The organism is Streptomyces sp. NPDC044061, assembly GCF_056434305.1.
This window is the reverse complement of sequence record NZ_JBWKFL010000014.1, coordinates 194,097-217,883: the sequence shown is the minus strand read 5'-3', so window position 1 is coordinate 217,883 and position 23,787 is coordinate 194,097. Positions and strand designations below refer to the sequence as shown.

Sequence of the window (23,787 nt, the reverse complement as noted above, 5' to 3'; positions counted from 1 at the left end):
AGGATGCGGGATGGCTCAGGGCGGCGACCCGGCCGATGCGGGCGACGGACACGCGGACGCGCCGGACACACGGCTGACGGAACTGCTGCGGGCTTCCACCTCGACGGCCTACCCGGCGCTCCAGGAGCTGCGCCGCCGGCACCACCCGGCGGTCCTCGCCTACGCCCGGCTGTGCGCCACGACCGAGTCCGCCGCACGTCGGCTGGCGGCCGAGGCCTTCACCACGGCGGCTCGCGAGACGGCCCGGGGCCGGGAGCCGAGCGTTCCCCTGCGCCACCAACTCCTGCTGCTCACGGCACGGTTGGCGGCAGCATGGGCCACCGACGAGCGCTCGGCGGGCGTGGACCCCGCCCTGCTGCTGGTGCTGAACTCCAGCGGCCTGCCCGACGGCCCGACCCCGCCCCTGCTCCCGGCGTTCCAGACGCTCCCGTCCCGCACGCAGGGCCTGATCTGGTACGGCGTCCTCGAAGAGCAGCCCATGGAGCGCACCGCCGCCTTCCTGGGCCTGAGCCGCACCGACGTCGCCTACGGCACCCCGCAGGCGATGAAGGCCCTGGGCCAGGCGTGCCTGAGACACCGCCTCGCCGCCTCCGACGACCCGCGCTGCGCCGACTTCCGCCGCCTGATCGAGGAGGCGGTACGGCAGGACGGCCCCCGCCGCAGCCCCGACCTGGACGCCCACAAGGCGCACTGCCCGCACTGCACGGCCGCGTTCGAGGACCTGACCGCCCTGCGGGACACCCCGAGGCAGACGCTGGCGGAGGGCCTGCTGCCGTGGAACGGGACGTCGTACCTGCGCCAGGGCGAACCCGTGCCGGCACCCAAGGTGGCCCAGCTCCCCCGGAGTTGGCCGCCCCGGCGGCGCTACCTGCTGGCCTCGGCGGCCCTGGGCGTGGCCCTGGCGCCGCTGCTGGTGTTCCTGCTGTCCTCCGCGGACGAAGCCGACCGGCAGCCGGTGGCGGCGACGCCCGCTCCGCCACCGGTGACGGTGACGGCGACGGTCTCCGTGTCCCCGTCCCCGTCCCCCTCCCCGACGCCCTCCCGTACCAGCAAGTCGCCGTCCCCCAGCAGGACTTCGCCCCCTCCGACCACACAGCCGCCGCGCCGCCCCACACCGAGCCCGTCCCCGACACCCTCGCCCCCGGGCAGTAGCTACGCCCAGGTGGTGAACCTCGCCACCGGCCGCTGTCTGGACATTCGCGACGGCGACCTGTCGGAGGGCAACGACGTCGTCACGGCGCGCTGCGACTCCTCCCGCACGCAGCGCTGGCGCGTCGACGCCGACCTGGGGGTCCTGCGCTCGGCCGCCGACTCCGACTACTGCCTGGACAGCCGCGGCTCGACCGACCGGGGCGTGGGCATCTGGGGCTGCGACTCGGTCTACGGCCGCAACGGCCGGAACCTGCGCTTCACCGTGGACCCCGACGGCACGATCCGCCCGGAGATCGCCATCGAGACGGCGGTGACGCCGGACGGCGGGGACGGGGTGGCGCTGGAGCCGCTGGACGGGGGCCGGGCACAGCGGTGGCGCGCCGGGGCCGTCTGAACCCGGCCCCGGCCCGCACGGTCACACGGCCCGCTCGCCCCTGCGCCAGACCCCGCTGACCAGCGGCACGCCCGGCCGGTACGCCAGGTGGACGTGGCTGGGCGCGTCCAGCAGGGTCAGGTCGGCGAAGGCGCCCGGGGTGAGGCGGCCGATGTCGGTGCGGCGCAGGGCCGCCGCGCCGCCCGCCGTGGCGGACCACACGGCCTCGTCGGGCGTCATGCGCATGTCCCGGACGGCCAGGGCGATGCAGAAGGGCACCGAGGAGGTGAAGGACGAGCCGGGGTTGCAGTCCGTGGACAGGGCGACCGTCACGCCGGCGTCCAGCAGGCGGCGGGCGTCCGGCCATTCGGCGCGGGTGGAGAACTCGGCTCCGGGCAGCAGGGTCGCGACCGTGCCGCCGTTGGCGAGGGCGTCGACGTCCGCGTCCGTGAGGTGGGTGCAGTGGTCGGCGCTGGCGGCGTCCAGTTCGACGGCGAGCTGCACGCCGGGGCCGTAGGAGAGCTGGTTGGCGTGGACGCGCGGGTGCAGGCCCTTCGCCTTGCCCGCGGTGAGGATCGCGCGGGCCTGGTCGCCGTCGAAGGCGCCCTTCTCGCAGAAGACGTCGATCCAGCGGGCGTGCGGCGCGCAGGCGTCCAGCATCTCGCCCGTGACCAGGGCGACGTAGGCCGCCGGGTCTTCGGCGTAGTCGGGGGAGACGATGTGGGCGCCGAGGTAGGTCACCTCGTCGGTGTGGCGGGCCGCGATGCGCAGGGCGCGGGACTCGTCCTCGACGGTGAGGCCGTAGCCCGACTTCGTCTCGAAGGTGGTGGTGCCCTGGCGGAGGGCCTCGGCCAGGTAGCGGGTGAGGTTCTGCTCCAGTTCCGCGTCGGTGGCGGCGCGGGTGGCCGCCACCGTGGTGCGGATGCCGCCCGCGCTGTAGGAGCGGCCGGACATGCGGGCGTTGAACTCCTGCGTGCGGTCACCGGCGAAGACCAGGTGGGAGTGGGAGTCCACGAAGCCCGGCAGCACGGCCCGGCCACCCGCGTCGACCCGGTTGTCAGTGGCGGGTGCTTTGCTGGATTCACCGGTCCAGACGACGCGGTCGCCGTCGATGACGACGGCCGCGTCCTGGATCAGGCCGAGGGGGGAGCCTCCCCATCCCGAGGAGGGGTCGTTGGTGACCAGCGTGGCGATGTTGGTGATGACGGTGCTGCTGCTCATGGGGTCCTCAGGGGTGGCCGGGTGGGGGTCGGCGGGTGTCAGCCCCGCAGGGCCGCGACGGCGTCCGCCAGTGCCGACGGAACGTCGGGTACGAGGGCGTGGACTCCGTCCCGTACGACATGCCGGCCGCCCACGACGGTGTGGCGTACGTCCGCGGCGGACGCGGCGAATACGGCTGTCTCGGCGCCGAGCCGCGGCAGCGGCCCCGCTGTCCTGACGGAGTCCAGGGCGATCGTCGTGAAGTCGGCGAGCGCACCCGACTGCAGGCTGCCCGCGTCCTGCCAGCCCAGTGCCGCGTGGCCGTCCGCCGAGGCCGCGCGCAGCAGTGCGGCGGCCGTCCAGTGGCCCCGGGTGCGGGTGCGCAGCCGCTCGTTCAGCTCCATCGCGCGTGCCTCTTCGAGCAGGTCGATGACGGCGTGGCTGTCGGAACCGAGGGAGAGCGGGGAGCCCGCCCGCTGGAGGGCGGCCGCCGGGCCGATGCCGTCCGCCAGGTCGCGTTCGGTCGTCGGGCACATGCAGGTGCCGGTGCCGGACCCGCCGAGCAGCGCGATGTCCTCGTCGGTGAGGTGGGTGTTGTGCACCCCGGTGGTGCGCGGTCCGAGGACCCCGTGGTCGGCGAGGAGCCGGGTGGGGGTGCGGCCGTGCGCGGCCCGGCAGGCGTCGTTCTCGGCGGTCTGCTCCGACAGGTGCACGTGCAGCGGGGCCCGCCGCTCCTCGGCCCACCCCGCCACGGTCGCCAGCTGGTCCGCGGGCACGGCCCGCACGGAGTGGATGGCCGCTCCGATCCGCGCGTGATCCCGTTCCTTGAGAACTGCACAGCGTTCGGCCCAGGCCTCGGCGCTGCCGTCGGAGAAACGCAGCTGGTGGGCGCTGGGCGGCTCGCCGAAGCCGGCGGAGAGGTAGCAGGTGTCCAGCAGGGTGATGCGGATCCCGGCTTCGGCGGCGGCCGCGATCAGCGCCTCGCCCATCGCGTTGGGGTCGGCGTAGCGAGTGCCGCCGGGCGCGTGGTGCGCGTAGTGGAACTCGCCGACACAGGTGATGCCGGCCAGCGCCATCTCGGCGTACACCGCGCGGGCGAGCGCGTGGTAGGTCTCCGGGGTCAGGTGGTCGGCGACGGAGTACATCACCTCGCGCCAGGTCCAGAAGGTGCCACTGCCCACCTGGACCGTGCCGCGCAGGGCCCGGTGGAAGGCGTGCGAGTGGGCGTTCGCCAGGCCGGGCAGGGTCAGGCCGCGCAGGGGCTCGGCGCCGGGCGGCGGGGTGGGTACGCCGGTGCGGACGGCGGTGATCCGGCCGTCCGCGACCTGCACCGCCACACCCGGCTCGACGTTCGTGTCGAGCCAGGCGTGCTCCAGCCAGTACGTCCGTGTGGTCACGTGCAGGCCAGCCCTTCCAGTACGTCGGCGAGCGCGCTCACCCCGGCCACGCAGTCGTCCTCGGCCGCGAACTCGGCCGGGGAGTGCGAGACACCCGTGGGGTTGCGCACGAACAGCATGGCGGTCGGAATGCGCCCGGAGAGGATTCCGGCGTCGTGTCCGGCGCCGGTCCCGAGGACGGGCACCTTCAGGGCGGTGTCCCTTCCCAGGATGCGGCCGAGTTCGTCGCGCAGGGCGTGGTCGAACTCGACGACCGGGGTGAAGGACTCCCGGACGACGTCGAGGTCGATGCCGTGGGCGTCCGCGTACTCCCGGGCCGCCTTCTCGATGCCGCCGACGACCGTGTCCAGGGTCTGCTGGTCGGCCGCGCGGGAGTCGAGCCAGCCGCGCACCAGGGAGGGGATGGCGTTGACGCCGTTCGGCTCGACGGAGATCTTGCCGAAGGTGGCGACGGCACCGGCGAGTTCGGCCTCCCGGCGGGCGGCGAGCACGGTCTCGGCGTACGACAGCATCGGGTCGCGCCGGTCGACCAGCCGGGTGGTGCCCGCATGGTTGGCCTCGCCCCGGAAGTCGAAGCGCCAGCGGCCGTGCGGCCAGATGGCACTGGCGATACCGACCCGGTCGCCGGACAGGTCCAGCGCGCGGCCCTGCTCGACGTGCAGCTCGACGAAGGCACCGATACGGGCGAGCCGCTCCGGGTCGGCCCCGATGCCGTCGGGGTCGTGGCCGGCGGCCTCCATGGCCCGGGGCAGCGTGACGCCCTCGCCGTCGGTGAGCCGGTGGGCCTGTTCGACGGTCAGCTCTCCGGCGGTGAGCCGGGAGCCGACGCAGGCCAGCCCGAACCGGGCACCCTCCTCGTCGCCGAAGTTGACGACGGCCAGGGGCTTGGTGAACCGCGCTCCCCTCCCGCGCAGTTCGTCCAGGGCGGCGAACGAGGACACGACCCCGAGGGGCCCGTCGAAGGCGCCGCCGTCCGGCACCGAGTCCAGATGCGACCCGGTGACGACCGCGTCCCCGGCGGACGGATCCCCGAGCCAGGCCCACTGGTTGCCGTTGCGGTCGACCTCGTAGGTCAGCCCGCGGGCCTCGGCCTGCTCCTTGAACCAGGCCCGGCACTCGGCGTCGGCGCCGGTCCAGGCGTAACGGCGGTAACCGCCGGAGGCGGAGCTGCGGCCGATCGGCAGCAGCTCCGCCCACATGCTGTGGAAGGTCACGCCTGGTCACCCTCGCGCATGGGCACCCGCACCCCGCGCTCCTGCGCGACGGACTCCGCGATGTCGTACCCGGCGTCCACGTGCCGGATGACGCCCATGCCGGGGTCGTTGGTCAGGACGCGCCGGATCTTCTCGCCGCCCAGCTTCGTGCCGTCGGCCACCGTGACCTGGCCGGCGTGGATGGAGCGGCCCATGCCGACGCCGCCGCCGTGGTGGATGGAGACCCACGACGCGCCGGAGGCCACGTTGACCATGGCGTTCAGCAGCGGCCAGTCGGCGATCGCGTCGGAGCCGTCGAGCATGGCCTCGGTCTCGCGGTACGGGGAGGCGACGGAGCCGCAGTCCAGGTGGTCGCGGCCGATGGCCAGCGGAGCCGCCAGCTCGCCGGAGGCCACCATGTCGTTGAAGCGCTCGCCGGCCTTGTCGCGTTCGCCGTAGCCGAGCCAGCAGATGCGGGCGGGCAGGCCCTGGAAGTGGACGCGCTCGCCGGCCAACTTGATCCAGCGGGCCAGGGACTCGTTCTCCGGGAAGAGGTCGAGGATCGCCTTGTCGGTCTTGGCGATGTCGGCGGGGTCGCCGGACAGGGCCGCCCAGCGGAACGGGCCCTTGCCCTCGCAGAAGAGGGGACGGATGTAGGCCGGGACGAAGCCGGGGAAGGCGAAGGCTCGGTCGTATCCGGCCAGCTGGGCCTCACCGCGGATGGAGTTGCCGTAGTCGAAGACCTCTGCGCCGGCGTCCATGAAGCCGACCATGGCCTCGACGTGCTTCGCCATGGACTCGCGGGCGCGGGTGGTGAAGCCGGCCGGGTCCTTGGCGGCCGCGTCGGCCATGTCCTCGAAGGCCACGCCGACGGGCAGGTAGGACAGCGGGTCGTGGGCGGAGGTCTGGTCGGTGACGATGTCGATGGGGGCGTTCATCGCGAGCAGCTGCGGGACCAGCTCGGCCGCGTTGCCGAGGACGCCGATGGACAGCGGGCGGCGGGCGTCGCGGGCCTCGGTGGCCAGCTGGAGCGCGTGGTCGAGGTTGTCGGCCCTGACGTCCAGGTAGCGGTGCTCGATGCGGCGCTCGATGGCGCGCGGGTCGCAGTCGACGCAGATGGCGACGCCGTCGTTCATGGTGACGGCGAGGGGCTGGGCACCGCCCATGCCGCCGAGGCCGGCGGTCAGGGTGATGGTCCCGGCGAGGGTGCCGCCGAACTTCTTCGCGGCGACGGCGGCGAAGGTCTCGTAGGTGCCCTGGAGGATGCCCTGGGTGCCGATGTAGATCCAGGAGCCGGCGGTCATCTGGCCGTACATGGTCAGGCCGAGGGCCTCCAGACGGCGGAACTCCTCCCAGTTGGCCCAGTCGCCGACCAGGTTGGAGTTGGCGATGAGGACGCGCGGGGCCCACTCGTGGGTCTGCATCACACCGACCGGGCGGCCGGACTGGACCAGCATGGTCTCGTCCTGCTTGAGGGTCTGCAGCGTGCGCACCATCGCGTCGAAGGAGCGCCAGTCACGGGCGGCCTTGCCGGTGCCGCCGTAGACGACGAGCTTGTCGGGGTGCTCGGCGACCTCGGGGTCGAGGTTGTTCTGCAGCATCCGCAGGGCGGCTTCCTGCTGCCATCCCAGGGTGCTCAGTTCCGTGCCGCGCGGTGCTCGTACGGGGCGGGGTCCCGACATCGTCTGCCTCCTCCTGTTGCTATCTCTATTCACATCCTGACCCTCTGAATAGAACTAGTCAATACATTCGGGCGGCCACGTCCCGGTGTCCCGGATGTTTGGCTGGAAGTACCCGAAGGCAGACAGAGGCGGTCAGGAGCGGATGGAGGGGAGAAGTCGTGGAGCACGAGACCGACGGCGAGGCCCGGGACCGGGCGGCGCGGCGCGACGAGGCGGTACGCGGCGCGGTGGAGCAGGGGCTGCTGGGCCCGGACGCGGCCGTGGTGGGCCTGCTGGACGTCACCGGCATCCGTAAGTCCGCGGTGGCCCTGCGCACGGCGTTCGAGGCGGTGACGGCACCGGGCACGCCGGTGCTGCACGCCTTCGCCGTGAAGGCGACCCCGCTCGTGCCGGTGCTGCGGCTGCTGCACGAGGAGGGCATCGGGGCGGAGGTGGCCAGCCCGGGCGAGCTGGCACTGGCACGGGCGGCGGGGCTGCCGCCGGACCGCACGGTGCTGGACTCGCCCGCCAAGACGCCGGCCGAACTGCGCGAGGCGCTCACGCTGGGCATCGCCGTCAACGCGGACAACCCGCAGGAGCTGGACCGGCTGGACGCGCTGGTCGGGGCGGCGCCCACCCGGTCACCGCTGGGCATCCGGGTCAACCCGCAGGTCGGCGGAGGCACCATCGGGGCGACCTCGACGGCGACGGAGACCTCCAAGTTCGGGGTGGCGCTGCGCGACGAGGGGGCCCGGGAGTGGGTCGTCCGGGCCTGTGCGGACCGGCCGTGGCTGACGCGGCTGCACACGCACACCGGCTCGCAGGGCATCCCACTGCCGCTGATGGCGCGGGGCGTGGCGGAGACCTACGCGCTCGCGGAGGAGATCAACGCGCGGATCGGGCGGCCGCAGATCGACACGCTCGACCTCGGCGGCGGGCTGCCGGTCGACTTCACCGCAGAGGGGACGGCGCCGACCTACGCACAGTACGCGCGGCTGCTGGCCCGGGAGGTGCCGGGGCTGTTCGACGGGCGGTACGGGCTGGTGACCGAGTTCGGGCGGTCGCTGCTGGCCAAGCACGGCACGGTGGTGGCGCGGGTGGAGTACGCCAAGAGTTCCGGCGGGCGGCGGATCGCGGTGACGCACGCGGGCGTGCAGGTGGCCACGCGGACCGTGTACGCGCCGGGGGCGTGGCCGCTCAGGATCGCCGCGTACGACGCGAAGGGCCGGCCCAAGGCGGGACCCGAAGTGGTGCAGGACGTGGCGGGGCCGGCCTGTTTCTCGGGCGACCTGCTCGCCGAGGGGCGCGCGCTGCCGCTGCTGGAGCAGGGCGACTACGCGGCGGCGCTGGACACCGGCGCGTACGGCTTCGCCCACCACTACGCCTACAACTCCCTGGTGCGGCCGGGCATCTACGGCTTCGCGCCGGACGGAACGGGGGGCGTGACCTTCGCGACGGTACGGGAGCCGCAGACGGTGGCGGAGGTCGTGGCCGAATCCGGAGGAGCGCACGCGTCCACGCTCACCGCCCTGCGCGCCTCCGGGAGCCGTTGACTCACCCCGAGCGCTTCTCGAACAAATGGTTTAACTCTCTTGAAACAGTCGTCAGTTGACCAACACTAGTACGCCGGGCGCACGTTCCACTGGAAAATGCCAAAGCGCTCACCCCTCGCGCACACGTTGCGTAGTGTCTCTGTCACTCAACCGGAGTCACAGGCGGGGAGGGGAGCCGGCGTGCCCGGAATCGACGAGTGCCTACTGGAAGCGATGCGGCTGCCCGGGGCCCGGGGAGCCGCCCTGGTGGACTGGACGAGCGGACTGGCCCTGGGCACCGTCGGGGAAGCCCCCGGCGGTGACCACGAGACCACCGCGGCGGAGGCCGCCGAACTGGCCCGGCTGGCCGCCGAACACGGCGCCTTCGCGCCCGGCGAGGGTGAGGACGGGCGCCCGCCGGTCGAGGACCTGATCGTCAGCAACCGCGACAGCTACCACCTGCTGCGGTTCGTGGACACGTCCTTCGACAGCAGCGTCTTCCTGCACCTGTGGCTCAGCCGCGAGGAGGGCAATCTCGCCCTCGCGCGGATCCGGCTCGGCGACATGGCTGCCCGGCTGGTGCTGGGATGACTGTGGTCGGGACACCTCCGCCGCTGCCGGTGCGGGACAGGACCGGCGCGCAGGAGAGAACGGCGGGCGCGCTCTCGCCGATGCTCCGGCGGCTCGCCGAGGAGCAGGCCACCGGCGTCCTCGTCCGGGAGCACGGCACCCTGTACCTCGCCGAGGGCCGGGTGGTGCACGCCGAGAGCCCTCATGCCCCCGGTCTCGACGTGCTCCTCACGGCCCACGGCACCCTGGCCGGCACCGCCTGGCAACAGGCCGCCGACCAGGCCGGCGACGCTAGGGGAGCGGCCCGCCGGCTGCTGGACGCGGGGCTGCTGCCCGAGGGCGCCCTGGAGCTGTGCCACCTGGACGCGCTGTACGACGCGGGCTACTTCGCGCTCTCGCCGAGCAGCACCCCGGGCCGCTTCCGCTACGACAGCGGGCCCCGCCTCGGACCGCTGCCCTCGGTTCCGGTCATCGCGCTGGAACGCGAGACGCTGCGCCGCCGTCTGCTGCTGCACCGCCTCTGGCCGGACCCGGCAGCCGACAGCGCCCCGCTGATCCGGGCCGACCCGGCCGCTGCGCCGCCGGTCACTCCCCGCCAGAGGGCGGTCCTGGACCGGGTGGACGGCGTCCGCTCGGCCCCGCAGATCGCCCGCAACCTGGGCAGGCAGGCGTTCCACACGCTGGTGGACGCACGCCGGCTCGCGGCGGCCGGGCTCGTCCGGCCGGTGGCCACGGCTCCCGCTCCACCCCCGAGTCTCCCGACTCCCCCGCTCACGGTCACCGACCCCGACATCGCGCTGCTGAAGAGGCTCAGGGATGCGCTGGAGGCGCTTTGAACGGCACCGCCCCGCCGAGAGGAGAGAGCTGATGGTGCCCGAACAGGACCTGGAGGTCGTCCTGGACGAACTGCGCCGGCTGCGGACCCGGGTCCCGCAGCTCACCGGCGCGCTCGCGGCCGGCGTCGACGGTCTCGTCGTCGCCCACGACACCCCGGGTGTCGACCCGGAGGGCCTCGCGGCGCTCACCGCGGCCGCGCTGGGTGTGGCCATACGGGTCGCCGACGCCACCGGCAACGGCGGTTTCCGGGAGCTGCTGGTGCGCGGCGAACACGGCTACGTCGCCACCTACGCGGCCGGCCGCACCGCCGTGCTGACGCTGCTCACCCAGGACCGGGTCAACGTCGGCCGACTGCACCTGGAGGGCCGCCGGTCCGGCGCCCGCATCGGGGAACTGCTCGACGCCGCCGAGGCGGCGGCGCAGGCCACCCGGCCCGCCACCAGAACCACACCCGCACCACGTACCCGAACGACGCGCGTGCCACGCACCACGGCCACCGAAGCGCGCACCGCAACCGACAGTTGAGAGGACCGTCATGGCCAACACCGAGACCGCACTGAAAGAGGCGCTGACCTCCATCGAGGGCGCCACCGGCGTCGCGCTCGTCGACTACACCAGCGGGATGGCGCTGGGCACGATGGGCGGCAGCAAGAGCTTCGACCTGAACGTGGCCGCCGCCGGCAACACGGACGTGATCCGCGCCAAGATGCGCACGATGGAACACCTGGGCCTCAAGGCCGAGATCGACGACATCCTGATCACGCTGTCGGACCAGTACCACCTGATCCGCCTGCTCAAGGGCCGCGGCGGCAACGGTCTCTTCCTCTACCTCGTCCTGGACGCCTCCCGGGCCAACCTGGCGATGGCCCGGCACCAGCTGAAGAGGATCGAGGAGGACCTGGAGGTCTAGGGCCTCTCCTCCGGATCGGGCGGACTCCGGATCAGACGAGCGCCGCGGTACGGCGGCGGGCCCCGCCCGGCGCCGCGTCGCCGGCCGCGATGCCCGTACCGCGCAGGCCCTTCACGGTCCTGCCCGCGGGGTTCCCGCCCTGCTTGTCGAGCCAGTCGACGCGCACCCACAGCAGCGTGCCCCCGGCCCGCTCGTGCCGCCCGAGCCAGGCGGCCTTCAACCGCAGCCCGGCGCCGGCCCCGGCCAGCAGCATGCCCCCGGCCGCGGGCACCGCGATGCTGCTGCAGAGCGCGACGGCGAAGCCCAGCAGCAGCCACCAGCGGTGTCCGCGGCGCCAGGTGCGCACGGTCACCGCCCGGTCCTGCAGGACGTCGTACTTGCCCGCGCGGGCCGCCCCGCGGGCGAGGGCGGCGTACCGTTTGCGCCGTACCAGCGCCACGGCGGCCGCCGTCACCAGGAAGAGAGTGGCCCCCGCCGTGACCCCGATCCGGCGCCCGGTCACCCCGGGCACCAGGACGCCGATCCCGGCGGCGAACACCCCGAACCACCACAGCGGTGCGGCCCCGGCCCGTACGACGACGGCCACCCGGGCCAGTCCGCGTCCTCTGTGTCCTCTGTGTTCTCTGTGTTCTCCGTGCCCTCTGTGCTCTGCGCGCGCCACGTCAGCCTCCCGTGTCACGTGTTCCCTCAGCGCCTGCGTTCCGGCACGAAGCTAGTGGCAGAAGGTGAGACGAGTCTGAGAACGCGGCAGGTCACTCGACGAACAGACCGCGGGCGGCGGCGTTCGCGTCGAACTCCTCCAACCGGGCCTGGGCGTCCGGCAGGTCGTCGCACAGGGCCTCCAGCAGCACCCGCCCGAGCAGCATCGGCGCGCACGCGGTGTCGAAGGCGAGGCCGGTGCCGACGGCGGCGGGCAGCAGCAGGTCGGAGTGCTTGGCGACCGGCGCGAAGGCGGAGTCGGCGACCGTGACGACGGTCAGGCCGGCCTCCCTGGCGTAGGCGAGGGTGTCCACGACCTCGCGCGGGTGCCGGGGCAGCGCGAAGCACAGCAGGGCCGTGGCGCCGGCGCGGACGGCCGCGTCGATGCGGTCGTGGATCATCGTGCCGCCCTCGTTGAGCAGCCGGACGTCCGGGTGGACCTTGGCGGCGAAGTACGCGAAGCCGTACGCCTGGGACGCGGCGGCGCGCAGCCCGAGCACCGGCAGCGGGCGGGAGGCGGCCAGGATCCGCCCGGCCTTCTGCACCGGGCGGGGGTCGGCGAGCAGCTCCGCGAGGTGCTTGAGGTTCTCGATCTCGGCCTCGACGGCCTGCTGGTACTCGTTGTACGAGCCCGCCTCGGCGGCCGGTTCGGCGGGCACGACCTCGCGCAGGTGCTTGCGCAGGGCCGGGTAGCCGTCGAAGCCGAGGGCGACCGCGAACCGGGTCACCGAGGGCTGGCTGACCCCGGCCAGCTCGGCCAGCTCCACACTGGACAGGAAGGGCACGTCGGCGGCCCGCCGCACCATGCTGTGCGCGATGCGGCGCTGGGTCGGTGTGAGCCGGTGCCCCTCGAAGAGGGCCTGCAGCCGGGTGGCCGGGCTGTCCGTCACACCGGCCGTCGCGGCCGTGGTCCTGTCCACGCTCATGACGTGCTCCCCCTCCAGATGTCCGTGAACCGGTCGAGCAGTGCGGCCGCCGTCGTCACGTCGTCCGTGAGCGGCCGGTCGGCCGGGTCGTCGTCGAGGACCGACTCGGCGAGCGCGAACGCCCGTCCGGCCTCGAGCCCCGGGTCGGGCCTCAGGTCGCGCTGGCGCAGCGCGCGGACCGCGGCGACGAGTTCGCAGCCGACCACCAGACGGTACGCACCGCACGCGCGCAGGGTCTGCCGCGCGGCGAGCGAGGCGAAGCTCGCCTGTTCCTCGACGCCCCGGGAGAGTACAGCGTGCCCGAGCGACGCGGGGGCGGAGAAGGCCCGCAGGTCGCCGAGGGCCGCTCCGGCCGCGTACTCCAGGATCATCACGCCCGAGGAGGCCGGCTCGTGGTCGGCGAGGAAGGGGCGCAGGCGGGTGTAGGCGGGCTCGTTGAGCGTGGACAGGCGCGAGGTGGACAGGCGGGCCACCTGGGTCACCGCGAGCCTGAAGTGGTCAAGGGCGAGAGCGAGTTGGGCCTGGTAGAAGCCGCCGTGGTGGTAGGCGGCCAGATCGCCGGGGGCGATGAGCGGGTTCTCGGCCGCCGCGTTGATCTCCACGGCCAGGACCTGTTCGAGGGCGTCGGCCGCGTCGAGCGCGGGGCCGTGGATCTGGGGCAGGCAGCGGAAGCCGTACGGGTCCTGGATCCGGCCGAGCGGCGGCGTCGGCCGGTCCGCGGCGCCGATCAGCTCCCGCATCCGCCGGGCCACCTCGGTGCTCCCGCGGTGCGGGCGGGCGGCGTGCACGGGCGCGGCGTACGCCTCGTGCGAGCCGTCGACGGCGAGCAGGGACAGTGCCGCGACCACCTGGGTGGCGCCGATCAGGCCGCGCAGTTCGTGCAGGGCGAGCGCGGACTGGCCGAGGGTGAGGGCGTTGCTGCTGATCAGGGCGAGGGCGTCGTTGTTGTCGAGGGGCTGCGGCTCGGGTGCGCCCCCGCCCCGCCACGGATGCTCGCCGGCCAGCGCGAGCCCCACCTGGGCCAGGGCCGCGATGTCGCCGGTGCCGACGGAGCCGAACTCGTTGACGACCGGATGGGCGCCGGTCTCCAGCGCCTCGCACAGGGCGGTGACCACGCTGGGCCGCAACCCCGCACCGCCGGCGAGCAGTTGGTTGGCCCTTATGGCGAGCATGGCGCGCACCTGCCGGGCGGGGAGTTCCTCGCCGACGGCGCCGGCGTGGCTGCGCAGCAGGCGCAGGCCGTGACCGGTGGCGGCCTCGGTGGGCACGTCCTCGTTCCGGTTCGCGCCCACGCCGGTGGAGCGGCCGTACACGCGCCCGGTGGCCGCGATCCGCCGGGCGGCGTTCCAGGACTCCTCCGCCCGCAGCATCGCATCGGCCTGCGGGACCGGCCGTGCGGCCCCGTCGGCGAGGTGTACGACGTCCTCGACGCCGAGTCCCGCCCCCTGGAGGACCACCGTCGCGGACCGTACGGACTCAGGCGCGTCCATGATGCGAGACGACATCAAGCCCAAACTCCCCTCAACCCGGACATTCGATCTTGCTCCGTGGTCATCGGCTGCCTCGGATTAACTCCGGAGCATTGACAACCTATTCAGACACCAAGAACTCTGCATGACGTTATGCAGCCGGGCAAGGGACATCTCATGATCCAGTTCGATGCGGTCCACAAGCGCTTCCCCAACGGCACCACAGCAGTCCACGACCTCAGCCTGGAGATGCCGGAGGGCGGCGTCACCGTCCTGGTCGGATCCTCCGGTTGCGGCAAGACGACCACATTGCGGATGATCAACCGGATGGTGGAACCGACCTCCGGCACCATCCGCGTCGGCGGCAGGGACGTCACCCGGCAGGACGCGGCCGAACTGCGCCGCTCCATCGGCTACGTCATCCAGCAGGCCGGGCTCTTCCCGCACCGCACGGTGCTCGACAACATCGCCACCGTTCCGCTGCTGCTCGGCTGGAACCGCAGGAAGGCCCGGGCCCGCGCGGTCGAGCTGCTGGAGACCGTCGGTCTCGCGGCCGACGCCGGCCGGCGCTACCCGCACCAGCTCTCCGGCGGCCAGCAACAGCGCGTGGGCGTCGCCCGCGCCCTGGCGGCCGACCCGCCGGTGCTGCTCATGGACGAGCCCTTCGGCGCGGTCGACCCGGTCGTGCGCGCCCAGCTCCAGGACGAACTGCTGCGGCTGCAGAAGGAGTTGAGCAAGACCATCGTCTTCGTCACCCACGACGTCGACGAGGCCGTCCGGCTCGGCGACCAGATCGCCGTCTTCCGCACCGGCGGCCACCTGGTCCAGTGCGCACCGCCCGCCGAACTGCTCGCCCGCCCCGCCGACGACTTCGTGGCCGGCTTCCTCGGCGCGGAGCGCGGGCTGAAGCTGCTGTCCCTGACGGACCTCGCCGACCTCCCGCAGGGTCCCGCCCCCGAGGGCGGCCACTGGACCCTCGTCCTCGACGGCGCGGGCAGGCCGCTGCACTGGGCGTCCCAGGACGCCGAACTCCCCGTACGCCCGCTCAGGGACACCGACTCGCTGCTGTCGGCCCTCAACGAGTCGGTCGCCTCCCCCACGGGCCTGATCGCCCGGGTCGACGCGGACGGCGTCCTCACCGGCGTCTCCTCCCGGGACGACATCCACGCACGCGCGGGCCGGGCCCACGCCGAAGTGAGCGTGGCGGCATGACGATCGACTGGTCCTGGATAGCCGCCCACACCGACGACCTCACCGCCCTCACCCTCTCCCATCTGCAGGCCGCCCTGACAGCCGTCCTGCTGGGCGTGCTGATCTCCCTGCCGCTGGCCGTGCTCGCCCACCGGATCCGCCCGCTGCGCGGCTTCCTCCTCGGCGCCTCGAACGTCCTGTTCACGATCCCGTCGATCGCCGTCTTCGTGCTCCTGCTGCCGGTGAGCGGACTGACCCGCACCACCACCGTGACCGGTCTGACGATCTACACCCTGGTCGTCCTGCTGCGGAACACGGTCGAGGGCCTGGACTCGGTCCCCGTGAAGGTGAAGGAGGCCGCGAAGGCGATGGGCACGCGCCCCCTTCGCACCCTCCTCACGGTCGAGTTCCCGCTGGCACTCCCCGTGATCATGGCGGGCGTCCGCATCGCCACGGTCATGTCGATCTCCCTGGTGTCCGTCGCGACCTACATCGGCGACGGCGGCCTCGGCCAGCTCTTCACCGACGGCTTCCAGCGCGACTTCCCGACCCCGGTGATCGCCGGAGTGGTCCTCACTCTCCTGCTCGCCGTCCTCGCGGACGCGGCCCTGGTCGCCCTCCAGTACGTCCTCACCCCGTGGAAGAGGCGGCGAGCCTGAGATGTACGAACTCTTCGAGAACCTCGGCGGCTGGCTGGTCAGCGGCTCCCAGTGGTCCGGGCCCGACGGCATCGCCCACCGCCTCGCCGAGCACCTCCAGTACTCGCTGCTGGCCACGCTCATCGCGGCCGCCATCGGCCTCCCGCTCGGGCTGCTGATCGGCCACACCGGCAGGGGCGCCTTCCTGGCGATCAACCTCGCGTCCTTCGGCCGCGCCCTGCCCACCGTCGGCCTGGTCGTCCTGGTCTTCCTGGCCGGCGGCCTGTCGATGCTGCCGGTGTACGTCGCGCTGGTCGCCCTCGCGGTCCCCGCGATCGTCACCAACACCTACGCGGGCATGACGGCCGTCGACCCGGACGTGAAGGACGCGGCCCGCGGCCAGGGCATGCGCGGCCACCAGGTCCTCTTCCAGGTCGAGCTGCCGCTCGCCCTCCCGCTGATCATGACCGGCCTGCGCCTGGCGCTGATCCAGGTGGTCGCCACGGCGACCATCGCCGCGTACGTCTCCTTCGGCGGCCTCGGCCGCTACGTCTTCGACGGCCTCGCCCAGCGCGACCTCGTCCAGGTGCTCGGCGGCGCGGTGCTGGTCGCCGCCGTCGCCGTCGTCCTGGACGTGGCCCTGGCCGGCCTGCAGCGCTTCCTCTTCCTCCACCGCACTGCCTAGGAACCCCGATGAATCGTCGTACTGTCCTCGGCGGCCTGTTCGCGGTCGCCTCCGTTCCCGCCCTGTCCGCCTGTTCGAGCGGCATCACCTCCCTGAACGGCCAGGGCGGCACCACAGGCGGTGGTGGCTCCAGCAAGGGCGGAGTCACCATCGGCACGGCCAACTTCACCGAGAACCAGGTGCTCGGGTACCTGTACGCCGCGGCCCTGCGGGCGGCCGGCGTGAAGGTGACCGTCCGCCCCAACCTGGGCACCCGCGAGATCGTCATCCCCGCCCTCAGGAGCGGTGACATCGACCTGCTGCCCGAGTACCAGGGCGCTCTCCTCAACTACCTCGACCCGAAGGCCACGCCCACCGAGCAGGGCGCCATGCAGAACGCCCTGACCCTCGCCCTGCCGGCCGGTCTCCAGGTACTGCCGTACGGGATGGCGGAGGACTCGGACGCCTTCGTCGTCACCCGCGACACGGCGCGCAAGTACGGGCTCGCCTCGCTCGCCGACCTGAGGAAGCAGAACGGCCGGCTGGTCATCGGGGCCGCTCCCGAGGTGAAGAAGCGTCAGGTGGGGGCGGTCGGCCTGAAGGAGGTGTACGGCGTCGAGTTCAAGGAGTTCAAGTCGCTGGACTCCGACGGCCCGCTGGTCAAGGGAGCCCTGAAGAAGGGCGACGTGGACGTGGCGAACCTCTTCACCACCGACACCGACATCAAGGCCGACGACTGGGTGGTGCTCTCCGACCCCGAGCACCTCGTCCCGAGCCAGCACATCGTCCCGCTCATCGCCGACCGCAAGGCCGACGACACCGTCCGCAAGGCCCTCGCCCGGCTCGGCAACATCCTGACCACCGCCCAGCTCACCGAGCTCAACCGCCAGGTGGACAAGGACAAGAAGGACCCGGAGGACGTGGCGAACGCGTACGCGAGGCAGCACGGCCTGGCACGGTGACGGTCCTTCGCGGTGCGAAGAGGGGGGTTGTCCCCAGTGCGGGCCGAGGTCACCGCTCCCTAGGGTGGAGCGCATGAGCGCACTGGACCCACGGGACGCCGACCTCAAGAAGGACCTTGACGCCACCGTGCGGGCACGCAGGGAACTGGGCGAGGAGTACGACTCCGCGCTCGTCGACTCCTTCCTGGAGAAGGTCGAGCAGCGCATCGACGGCACGGTGGACCGCCGGGTGCGACGGCACCTGGCCGAGCAGCGGATGGCGGACGCGCGCGGCACCCGGCGGCCGAAGGGGGCCGACAACTGGGCCGAGCGGTTCGGTTTCGCCGTCGTCTCGCTGGTCCTCGCGATTCCGCTGTCCGCGATCGGCGGCGGCCTCGCGGGGATGTCCGGGCTGGTGACCGCCTGGGTCGGCATCGTCGGCGTCAACGTGGCCCAGGCCGTACGGCACAACCCCGAGATCGTCACCGGGCGCCGGGACCGGTCCGCCGAGGAGGAGTGACGGGGCCGCCCGCCAGGTCGGCGGGAATCGGCTTCCGCCCGCCGGAAGAGGCTTGCGCGGGGACCGCCGCACCCCCGTTGCCGGGGGGCGGGACGACGGCGGTCCCCGCGAGGGACGCGGGCCGGGTCAGGGCCGGGCTTGCGCGTCCGTGGCGTCCATGGAGGTCCGGGAGCCGCTCCGGAGGTCCTTGGCGCCGTTCGGCGCCGGCCTGGGCGGGGAGCCGCTCCCGCCCTGCCGACACCCACCAATGTGCCGGACCCGTGTTAAGCGGGTGCTGCGCGCACGTGACACGCTCGTACCACTTCCGGAACGGCTGGATCGCCCGAGGTCACCGCAAGTTCGCCGCCGCCACGGGCAGTTCACGGCGGGTTTGCTACTTGTTCCCGCCCTTGGCCAGGAAGGCCAGCAGGTCCTGCCGGCTGACCACGCCGGTCGGCTTGCCCTCGACCAGGACGATCGCCGCGTCCGCCGAGCCCAGCACCTGCATCAGGTCGCCGACCGGCTCGCCGGAGCCGACCTGGGGCAGCGGGGAGCACATGTGCTTCTCCAGGGGGTCGTCGAGCGAGGCCCGCTTGGAGAACAGGGCGTCCAGCAGCTCCCGCTCCACGACCGACCCGACGACCTCGGCGGCCATCACGTCCGGGTGACCGGCGCCCGGCTTGACGACCGGCATCTGCGAGACGCCGTACTCGCGCAGCACCTCGATGGCCTGACCGACGGTCTCCTCCGGGTGCATGTGCACCAGGGACGGGATGGAGCCGCCCTCCTTGTCGTTGAGGACGTCGGCGACACGGGCGCTGGGGCCCTCGTCCTCGAGGAAGCCGTAGTCGGCCATCCACTCGTCGTTGAAGATCTTGCTGAGGTAGCCGCGCCCGCTGTCCGGCAGCAGCACGACCACGACGTCGTCCGGGCCGAGCCGCTCGGCGACCTCCAGCGCGGCCACGACGGCCATGCCGCAGGAGCCGCCCACCAGCAGGCCCTCCTCCTTGGCGAGGCGCCGGGTCATCTGGAAGGAGTCCTTGTCGGACACCGCGACGATCTCGTCGGCGACGGTCCGGTCGTACGCGGTGGGCCAGAAGTCCTCGCCCACGCCCTCGACCAGGTACGGCCGCCCGGAGCCGCCGGAGTACACCGAGCCCTCGGGGTCGGCGCCGATGACCTTGACCGTGCCGTCGCTGACGTCCTTCAGGTAGCGGCCGGTGCCGGAGATGGTGCCGCCGGTGCCGACTCCCGCCACGAAGTGGGTGATCTTCCCCTCGGTCTGCTCCCACAGCTCGGGGCCGGTCGAGTGATAGTGCGAGAGCGGGTTGTTGGGGTTGGAGTACTGGTCGGGCTTCCAGGCGCCGGGCGTCTCGCGCACCAGCCGGTCGGAGACGTTGTAGTACGAGTCCGGGTGCTCGGGCGCGACGGCGGTCGGGCACACCACGACCTCCGCCCCGTACGCCCGCAGCACGTTGATCTTGTCGGTGCTCACCTTGTCAGGGCACACGAAGATGCACTTGTAGCCCTTCTGCTGGGCCACGATGGCGAGACCCACACCGGTGTTCCCGCTGGTCGGCTCGACGATCGTGCCGCCCGGCTTCAGCTCCCCGCTCTGCTCGGCGGCCTCGATCATGCGCAGGGCGATGCGGTCCTTCACGGAGCCGCCCGGGTTGAAGTACTCCACCTTGGCCAGGACGGTAGCCCGGATGCCCTTGGTCACGTTGTTGAGCCGCACCAGCGGGGTGTTGCCGACGAGGCTGATCATCGAGTCGTGGAATTGCACCGTTGTCTCCGGTTGCTTGCAAAAAACAGTGGTCGTATGTGGTGTCGCCAGCCTAAGGCCCCGGGGTGACAGGGGACTGGGGTTCACTCCCCGTTGCGATTGACGAACGGGCTGTACGGGGCAAGGAGTGGATGTACGGCTGAGAGGAGGTGGCGGCGACGCATGACGAGCATGTCGAGGGCGAGGGTGGCCCGGCGGATCGCGGCCGGAGCGGCGTACGGCGGTGGCGGGGCGGGGCTGGTCGGGGCGGCCGCCGTCGGCCTGCTGCTCGCGGAGGTGCGGCTGGCCCGGCGCCATGTGGGCAACGGCAGCGGCGGCCGGGTGCCGAAGGCGGAGGGTGTGTACGGGCACGCGTACGACGTTCCCGGTGAGCCGCCCCTCAGGCTGGTCATGCTCGGCGACTCCACCGCGGCCGGGCAGGGGGTACACCGGGCCGGACAGACGCCGGGGGCGCTGCTGGCGTCGGGGCTGGCGGCGGTGGCGGAGCGCCCGGTCGAACTGCGCAACGTGGCCCTCTGCGGGGCCCAGTCGGACGACCTGGACCGGCAGGTGGCGCTGGTCCTCTCGCCCTCCTCCCCCCTTCCGGACGTCTGCGTGATCATGATCGGCGCGAACGACGTCACGCGCCGGATGCCGCCGACGCGTTCGGTACGGCATCTGTCGGCGGCGGTACGGCGGCTGCGCACGGCCGGGGCGGAGGTGGTCGTCGGCACGTGCCCCGACCTGGGCACCATCGAGCCGGTGCAGCAGCCGCTGCGCTGGCTGGCCCGCCGGGCCTCGCGGCAGCTGGCGGCGGCCCAGACGATCGGGGCGGTGGAGCAGGGCGGGCGGACGGTGTCGCTGGGCGACCTGCTCGGGCCCGAGTTCGAGGCGAACCCGCGGGAGCTGTTCGGGCCGGACAACTACCACCCCTCCGCCGAGGGGTACGCCACGGCTGCGATGGCGGTGCTGCCGACGGTGTGCGCGGCGCTGGGGCTGTGGCCGGCGGAGGAGGAGCGGCCGGACGTGTTCCGCCGCGAGGGTTTCCTGCCGGTTGCCCGCGCCGCGGCCGAGGCGGCGTCGGAGGCGGGCACGGAGGTCACCGCGGCGATGCCCACGGGGCCGCGTGGACCGTGGGCGCTGCTCAAGCGCAGGCGCCGCCGCCGCGTACCCGAGGCCGAACCGGCCCGCCCCACAGCGTGACGCGTGGGCGCCGCCCCGGCTCCCGCGTTCTGGACTTTCACCGCCCGACTTACCGAGACGAGTGGGAGGGTGGGAAAAGGGGGGTCCGAAGGGCAGCGCCCCCTGGGACGGTCCACCCTTGCCAAGCAAGCGCTTAGACAATTGCGGCCAGTGTCACACCACAACACCGGTGACCTGGACCATACGTACGGGTAACTTCCGAACCGGCCCTGCCCGAAACCCCGTCCACTGGAGCCGTGATGCCCGAAGCCGTCATCGTCTCGACCGCCCGCTCCCCCATCGGCCGCGCCGGCAAGGGTTCCCTCAAGGACCTGCGCCCCGACGACCTGACCGCGACCATCATCCAGGCGGCGCTCGCCAAGATCCCCGAGCTGGACCCCAAGGACATCGACGACCTGATGCTCGGCTGCGGCCTCCCCGGCGGCGAGCAGGGCCACAACCTCGGCCGGATCGTCGCCGTACAGATGGGCATGGACCACCTGCCGGGCTGCACGATCACCCGCTACTGCTCCTCCTCGCTGCAGACCTCCCGCATGGCCCTGCACGCCATCAAGGCCGGCGAGGGCGACGTGTTCATCTCCGCCGGCGTCGAGACGGTCTCCCGCTTCGCCAAGGGCAGCTCCGACGGCCTGCCGGACACGCACAACCCGCTGTTCGCCGAGGCCGAGGCCCGTACCGCCGCCGTCGCCCAGCAGGAGGGCACCACGTGGCACGACCCGCGTGAGGACGGGCTCGTCCCCGACGCCTACATCTCGATGGGCCAGACCGCCGAGAACCTGGCCCGCTGGAAGGGCGTCACCCGCCAGGAGATGGACGAGTTCGGCGTCCGCTCGCAGAACCTCGCCGAAGAGGCCATCAAGAACGGCTTCTGGGAGCGCGAGATCACCCCGGTGACCCTCCCCGACGGCACGGTGGTGAGCAAGGACGACGGCCCGCGCGCCGGCGTGACCCTGGAGGGCGTGGCCGGCCTCAAGCCGGTCTTCCGCCCCGACGGCCTGGTCACCGCGGGCAACTGCTGCCCGCTGAACGACGGCGCGGCCGCGCTGGTCATCATGAGCGACACCAAGGCCCGCGAGCTGGGCCTGACCCCGCTCGCCCGCATCGTGTCCACCGGCGTCTCCGGCCTCTCCCCGGAGATCATGGGCCTCGGCCCGGTCGAGGCCAGCAAGCAGGCCCTGCGCCGCGCCGGCCTGACCATCGACGACATCGACCTGGTCGAGATCAACGAGGCCTTCGCCGCCCAGGTGATCCCCTCGTACCGCGACCTCGGCATCGACATCGACAAGCTGAACGTCAACGGCGGCGCCATCGCCGTCGGCCACCCCTTCGGCATGACCGGCGCCCGTATCGCCGGCACGCTGATCAACTCGCTGCAGTGGCACGACAAGCAGTTCGGTCTGGAGACCATGTGCGTCGGCGGCGGCCAGGGCATGGCGATGGTCATCGAGCGCCTCAGCTGATCCACGGCCGGTAGTCGGCCGAGCACGGCAGGTCATCGAACGGCCCGGAACCCGGAAAACACCAGGGTTCTGGGCCGTTTTGTGATCCAATCTCCCTCAGGATGTGACCTATCTCCCTCGGAGGGGGTAACGCCGCAGGTCAGCACAGGTCGGCGCGATGACCCACGAAACCACGAACCCAAAGTCCCGTCCGTTTCGTGACGTTACGCACTGACAGCTGCTTAGTCCGCCCTTCAAGCTGATGTAGGAAGTCGGGGGTCGACTTTGAACCTGGGAGTACGTCAGTGAGCGCCATGCCCATCGCCCTGCTGCTCACCACGGCCGCCACGGGCGCCGTGGGCGTCGCCGTCCTGCGCACGGTCCTGAAGCTGCGCCGCCAGCTCACGCAGCTGCAGGCCCAGCTCGCCGAGAACCAGGCCGCCGCCGCGGGGGCGCTGCTGCCCGCAGCCCGTGCCGCCGACGCGGACGAGATACGCGCGGCCGTGGCCGAGGCGCTCGCCGAGGAGCGGGAGCGGGAGCTGGCCGAGGCCCGCGCGTTCTGGGCCGCCCAGGAGGCCCGTGACGCCTCCGACGCGCCTTCTCTGCTGGGCCTGGCCGACGGCGAGCCCTTCCTGCCCCGGCAGGCCGACTTCTCGGGTCTCGAGCCGCTGGAGCCGGTCTCCGAGCCGACCACCGAGGCCGACGAGTTCGCCGGGGAGTCCCCCGAGCTCGCCGCGGCCCGCCGCCGTCACCCCTCACACCCGGACTTCGTCCCGGTGCAGTCGCCGGTCGTGAACGACCACGAGCGCACGGCTACCGCGCTGGAGCAGCTGGCCGCGGACCGGGTCGAGCTCTCCGACGTCCGCCCGGGCCCCCTCGGCACCCTCGACGTCTACGTCTTCGCCGACGGCACCACCCTGTGCATGACCCCGGGCCACCGCGAGACGGCCGAACGCCTGGCGGCGGCACTGCGCGAGGGCGAGCTGCCGTACCTCCTCGGCGGCTCGGGCATCTCGGGCGCCTACACGCTGACGTTCGCGTGCGGCGAGGACACGGTCTACATCCTGGCGGACCGGGTCATCGCCTCCCTCTGACACCCGCTCGGCGGAAGGGGGGCGCGTGTCGGGCCGTACCGGCCTCAGACACCCGCCCTCTTGCGCGCCTCCTCCACGAGCCGCACCGCCTCGGCGACCTGATCGTCGCTGTCCAGCACCACGGCCAAGTCGTGCGCGGCCACCAGGATTTGGTCGGCGACGGCGAACATCCCCGCGTCCGGCATCTCGCGCGGCTCGGTGGACGGCTCCTCCACCCGTTGCGCCCAGCGCGCCAACTCCCTGGCCAGCGCCAGTGCCTCGGCGGCGGCGCTGCGCTGGAGCCGACTCTGGGGCGCCGCCCGCAACCGGTCGGCGAAGTGATCCACTGCTCGGGTCAACGGCGTCGTATCAACCACGCGCAGAGCGTAACGTGCCGCACTGTTGCCAATACGCGAACGCTCAGGCACGGTGACGTGAAGGACCGGCTTACATCC

General features: G+C 72.8%; 23 protein-coding genes. 14 read left to right on the top strand and 9 right to left on the bottom strand.

Translation table 11 applies throughout. From position 1 onward, the window contains the following. The first annotated feature begins 10 nt into the window (after window positions 1–10). Window positions 11–1,546, top strand: coding sequence for a ricin-type beta-trefoil lectin domain protein (locus AC07CM_RS24035; protein WP_478878501.1), 1,536 nt, complete (start codon window positions 11–13; stop codon window positions 1,544–1,546). A 21-nt stretch (window positions 1,547–1,567) separates the two neighbouring features. On the opposite strand, the gene hutI is transcribed toward AC07CM_RS24035, so the two are convergent. From hutI to hutU, 4 genes are read right to left on the bottom strand one after another with little or no spacing between them, the layout of a single operon-like run. Next, window positions 1,568–2,746 carry an imidazolonepropionase gene (gene hutI / locus AC07CM_RS24030; RefSeq protein ID WP_478878500.1) on the bottom strand — a complete coding sequence of 393 codons (1,179 nt, stop codon included), beginning with the start codon at window positions 2,744–2,746 and terminating at the stop codon, window positions 1,568–1,570. A gap of 38 nt (window positions 2,747–2,784) precedes the next feature. Then, a complete protein-coding gene (locus AC07CM_RS24025; RefSeq protein ID WP_478878499.1) occupies window positions 2,785–4,122 on the bottom strand; it encodes a formimidoylglutamate deiminase in 1,338 nt (445 codons plus the stop codon). Further along, window positions 4,119–5,336 (bottom strand): allantoate amidohydrolase, encoded by a 1,218-nt coding sequence (locus AC07CM_RS24020; RefSeq protein WP_478878498.1) that lies wholly within the window; start codon window positions 5,334–5,336, stop codon window positions 4,119–4,121. The genes AC07CM_RS24025 and AC07CM_RS24020 overlap by 4 nt, the downstream gene beginning before the upstream one ends. After that, window positions 5,333–6,997 carry a urocanate hydratase gene (gene hutU / locus AC07CM_RS24015; RefSeq protein ID WP_478878497.1) on the bottom strand — a complete coding sequence of 555 codons (1,665 nt, stop codon included), beginning with the start codon at window positions 6,995–6,997 and terminating at the stop codon, window positions 5,333–5,335. The genes AC07CM_RS24020 and hutU overlap by 4 nt, the downstream gene beginning before the upstream one ends. A gap of 158 nt (window positions 6,998–7,155) precedes the next feature. On the opposite strand from hutU, the gene AC07CM_RS24010 reads away from it, so the two are divergent. From AC07CM_RS24010 to AC07CM_RS23990, 5 genes are all read left to right on the top strand, one after another. After that, window positions 7,156–8,529 (top strand): type III PLP-dependent enzyme domain-containing protein, encoded by a 1,374-nt coding sequence (locus AC07CM_RS24010; RefSeq protein ID WP_478878496.1) that lies wholly within the window; start codon window positions 7,156–7,158, stop codon window positions 8,527–8,529. Window positions 8,530–8,709: 180 nt separating this feature from the next. Beyond that, window positions 8,710–9,099, top strand: a complete 390-nt coding sequence (locus AC07CM_RS24005) for a hypothetical protein (protein ID WP_478878495.1) — start codon at window positions 8,710–8,712, stop codon at window positions 9,097–9,099. Beyond that, window positions 9,096–9,914 carry a transcriptional regulator gene (locus tag AC07CM_RS24000; protein WP_478878494.1) on the top strand — a complete coding sequence of 273 codons (819 nt, stop codon included), beginning with the start codon at window positions 9,096–9,098 and terminating at the stop codon, window positions 9,912–9,914. Before AC07CM_RS24005 ends, AC07CM_RS24000 begins: the two co-directional genes overlap by 4 nt. A 31-nt stretch (window positions 9,915–9,945) precedes the next feature. Further along, on the top strand, window positions 9,946–10,440 hold the full coding sequence (locus tag AC07CM_RS23995) for a roadblock/LC7 domain-containing protein (protein ID WP_478878493.1): 495 nt from the start codon (window positions 9,946–9,948) through the stop codon (window positions 10,438–10,440). 10 nt (window positions 10,441–10,450) lie between these two features. Next, a complete protein-coding gene (locus AC07CM_RS23990; protein ID WP_478878492.1) occupies window positions 10,451–10,825 on the top strand; it encodes a roadblock/LC7 domain-containing protein in 375 nt (124 codons plus the stop codon). A 31-nt stretch (window positions 10,826–10,856) separates the two neighbouring features. Here AC07CM_RS23990 and AC07CM_RS23985 read toward each other — a convergent pair whose 3' ends face one another. The 3 genes from AC07CM_RS23985 to AC07CM_RS23975 form a co-directional block, all read right to left on the bottom strand. Beyond that, window positions 10,857–11,411: a hypothetical protein gene (locus AC07CM_RS23985; RefSeq protein ID WP_478878491.1), complete on the bottom strand. Its 555-nt coding sequence runs from the start codon at window positions 11,409–11,411 to the stop codon at window positions 10,857–10,859. Between the two features lie 166 nt (window positions 11,412–11,577). Next, window positions 11,578–12,450 (bottom strand): MurR/RpiR family transcriptional regulator, encoded by an 873-nt coding sequence (locus tag AC07CM_RS23980; RefSeq protein ID WP_478878490.1) that lies wholly within the window; start codon window positions 12,448–12,450, stop codon window positions 11,578–11,580. After that, window positions 12,447–13,955, bottom strand: coding sequence for an aromatic amino acid ammonia-lyase (locus AC07CM_RS23975; protein WP_478878489.1), 1,509 nt, complete (start codon window positions 13,953–13,955; stop codon window positions 12,447–12,449). The genes AC07CM_RS23980 and AC07CM_RS23975 overlap by 4 nt, the downstream gene beginning before the upstream one ends. 141 nt (window positions 13,956–14,096) lie before the next feature. Here AC07CM_RS23975 and AC07CM_RS23970 point away from each other — a divergent pair, with 141 nt between their 5' ends. The 5 genes from AC07CM_RS23970 (at window position 14,097) to AC07CM_RS23950 (ending at window position 17,873) form a co-directional block, all read left to right on the top strand. Further along, the gene (locus AC07CM_RS23970) at window positions 14,097–15,131 is read left to right on the top strand and encodes an ABC transporter ATP-binding protein (RefSeq protein ID WP_478878488.1); all 1,035 of its coding nucleotides are present in this window, start codon (window positions 14,097–14,099) and stop codon (window positions 15,129–15,131) included. After that, window positions 15,128–15,769: an ABC transporter permease gene (locus tag AC07CM_RS23965; RefSeq protein WP_478878487.1), complete on the top strand. Its 642-nt coding sequence runs from the start codon at window positions 15,128–15,130 to the stop codon at window positions 15,767–15,769. The genes AC07CM_RS23970 and AC07CM_RS23965 overlap by 4 nt, the downstream gene beginning before the upstream one ends. A gap of 1 nt (window position 15,770) precedes the next feature. Next, entirely contained in the window at window positions 15,771–16,433 is a 663-nt protein-coding gene (locus tag AC07CM_RS23960) for an ABC transporter permease (RefSeq protein ID WP_478878486.1), read from the top strand. Between the two features lie 8 nt (window positions 16,434–16,441). Continuing rightward, window positions 16,442–17,374: an ABC transporter substrate-binding protein gene (locus AC07CM_RS23955; protein ID WP_478878485.1), complete on the top strand. Its 933-nt coding sequence runs from the start codon at window positions 16,442–16,444 to the stop codon at window positions 17,372–17,374. 73 nt (window positions 17,375–17,447) lie between these two features. After that, on the top strand, window positions 17,448–17,873 hold the full coding sequence (locus tag AC07CM_RS23950; protein WP_478878484.1) for a hypothetical protein: 426 nt from the start codon (window positions 17,448–17,450) through the stop codon (window positions 17,871–17,873). A gap of 373 nt (window positions 17,874–18,246) precedes the next feature. On the opposite strand, the gene AC07CM_RS23945 is transcribed toward AC07CM_RS23950, so the two are convergent. Then, a complete protein-coding gene (locus AC07CM_RS23945; RefSeq protein ID WP_478878483.1) occupies window positions 18,247–19,638 on the bottom strand; it encodes a cystathionine beta-synthase in 1,392 nt (463 codons plus the stop codon). Window positions 19,639–19,800: 162 nt separating this feature from the next. On the opposite strand from AC07CM_RS23945, the gene AC07CM_RS23940 reads away from it, so the two are divergent. The 3 genes from AC07CM_RS23940 (at window position 19,801) to AC07CM_RS23930 (ending at window position 23,353) form a co-directional block, all read left to right on the top strand. Then, window positions 19,801–20,820: an SGNH/GDSL hydrolase family protein gene (locus tag AC07CM_RS23940; protein WP_478878482.1), complete on the top strand. Its 1,020-nt coding sequence runs from the start codon at window positions 19,801–19,803 to the stop codon at window positions 20,818–20,820. A 239-nt stretch (window positions 20,821–21,059) separates the two neighbouring features. After that, window positions 21,060–22,280 (top strand): acetyl-CoA C-acetyltransferase, encoded by a 1,221-nt coding sequence (locus tag AC07CM_RS23935; protein ID WP_478878481.1) that lies wholly within the window; start codon window positions 21,060–21,062, stop codon window positions 22,278–22,280. Between the two features lie 284 nt (window positions 22,281–22,564). Further along, the gene (locus tag AC07CM_RS23930) at window positions 22,565–23,353 is read left to right on the top strand and encodes a hypothetical protein (protein WP_478878480.1); all 789 of its coding nucleotides are present in this window, start codon (window positions 22,565–22,567) and stop codon (window positions 23,351–23,353) included. Window positions 23,354–23,397: 44 nt separating this feature from the next. On the opposite strand, the gene AC07CM_RS23925 is transcribed toward AC07CM_RS23930, so the two are convergent. Next, window positions 23,398–23,709 (bottom strand): hypothetical protein, encoded by a 312-nt coding sequence (locus AC07CM_RS23925; RefSeq protein ID WP_478878479.1) that lies wholly within the window; start codon window positions 23,707–23,709, stop codon window positions 23,398–23,400. Window positions 23,710–23,787 lie beyond the last annotated feature (78 nt).

Bases quoted from the DNA above. Each gene is read 5' to 3' on its own strand.
- AC07CM_RS23990 (WP_478878492.1), top strand. From the start codon at position 10,451: ATGGCCAACACCGAGACCGCACTGAAAGAGGCGCTGACCTCCATCGAG.
- AC07CM_RS23980 (WP_478878490.1), bottom strand. From the start codon at position 12,450: ATGAGCGTGGACAGGACCACGGCCGCGACGGCCGGTGTGACGGACAGC.
- AC07CM_RS23960 (WP_478878486.1), top strand. From the start codon at position 15,771: ATGTACGAACTCTTCGAGAACCTCGGCGGCTGGCTGGTCAGCGGCTCC.
- hutI (WP_478878500.1), bottom strand. From the start codon at position 2,746: ATGAGCAGCAGCACCGTCATCACCAACATCGCCACGCTGGTCACCAAC.
- AC07CM_RS23975 (WP_478878489.1), bottom strand. From the start codon at position 13,955: ATGTCGTCTCGCATCATGGACGCGCCTGAGTCCGTACGGTCCGCGACG.
- AC07CM_RS24000 (WP_478878494.1), top strand. From the start codon at position 9,096: ATGACTGTGGTCGGGACACCTCCGCCGCTGCCGGTGCGGGACAGGACC.
- AC07CM_RS24035 (WP_478878501.1), top strand. From the start codon at position 11: ATGGCTCAGGGCGGCGACCCGGCCGATGCGGGCGACGGACACGCGGAC.
- AC07CM_RS23995 (WP_478878493.1), top strand. From the start codon at position 9,946: ATGGTGCCCGAACAGGACCTGGAGGTCGTCCTGGACGAACTGCGCCGG.
- AC07CM_RS23940 (WP_478878482.1), top strand. From the start codon at position 19,801: ATGACGAGCATGTCGAGGGCGAGGGTGGCCCGGCGGATCGCGGCCGGA.
- AC07CM_RS23965 (WP_478878487.1), top strand. From the start codon at position 15,128: ATGACGATCGACTGGTCCTGGATAGCCGCCCACACCGACGACCTCACC.
- AC07CM_RS23950 (WP_478878484.1), top strand. From the start codon at position 17,448: ATGAGCGCACTGGACCCACGGGACGCCGACCTCAAGAAGGACCTTGAC.
- AC07CM_RS23935 (WP_478878481.1), top strand. From the start codon at position 21,060: ATGCCCGAAGCCGTCATCGTCTCGACCGCCCGCTCCCCCATCGGCCGC.
- AC07CM_RS23970 (WP_478878488.1), top strand. From the start codon at position 14,097: ATGATCCAGTTCGATGCGGTCCACAAGCGCTTCCCCAACGGCACCACA.
- hutU (WP_478878497.1), bottom strand. From the start codon at position 6,997: ATGTCGGGACCCCGCCCCGTACGAGCACCGCGCGGCACGGAACTGAGC.
- AC07CM_RS23955 (WP_478878485.1), top strand. From the start codon at position 16,442: ATGAATCGTCGTACTGTCCTCGGCGGCCTGTTCGCGGTCGCCTCCGTT.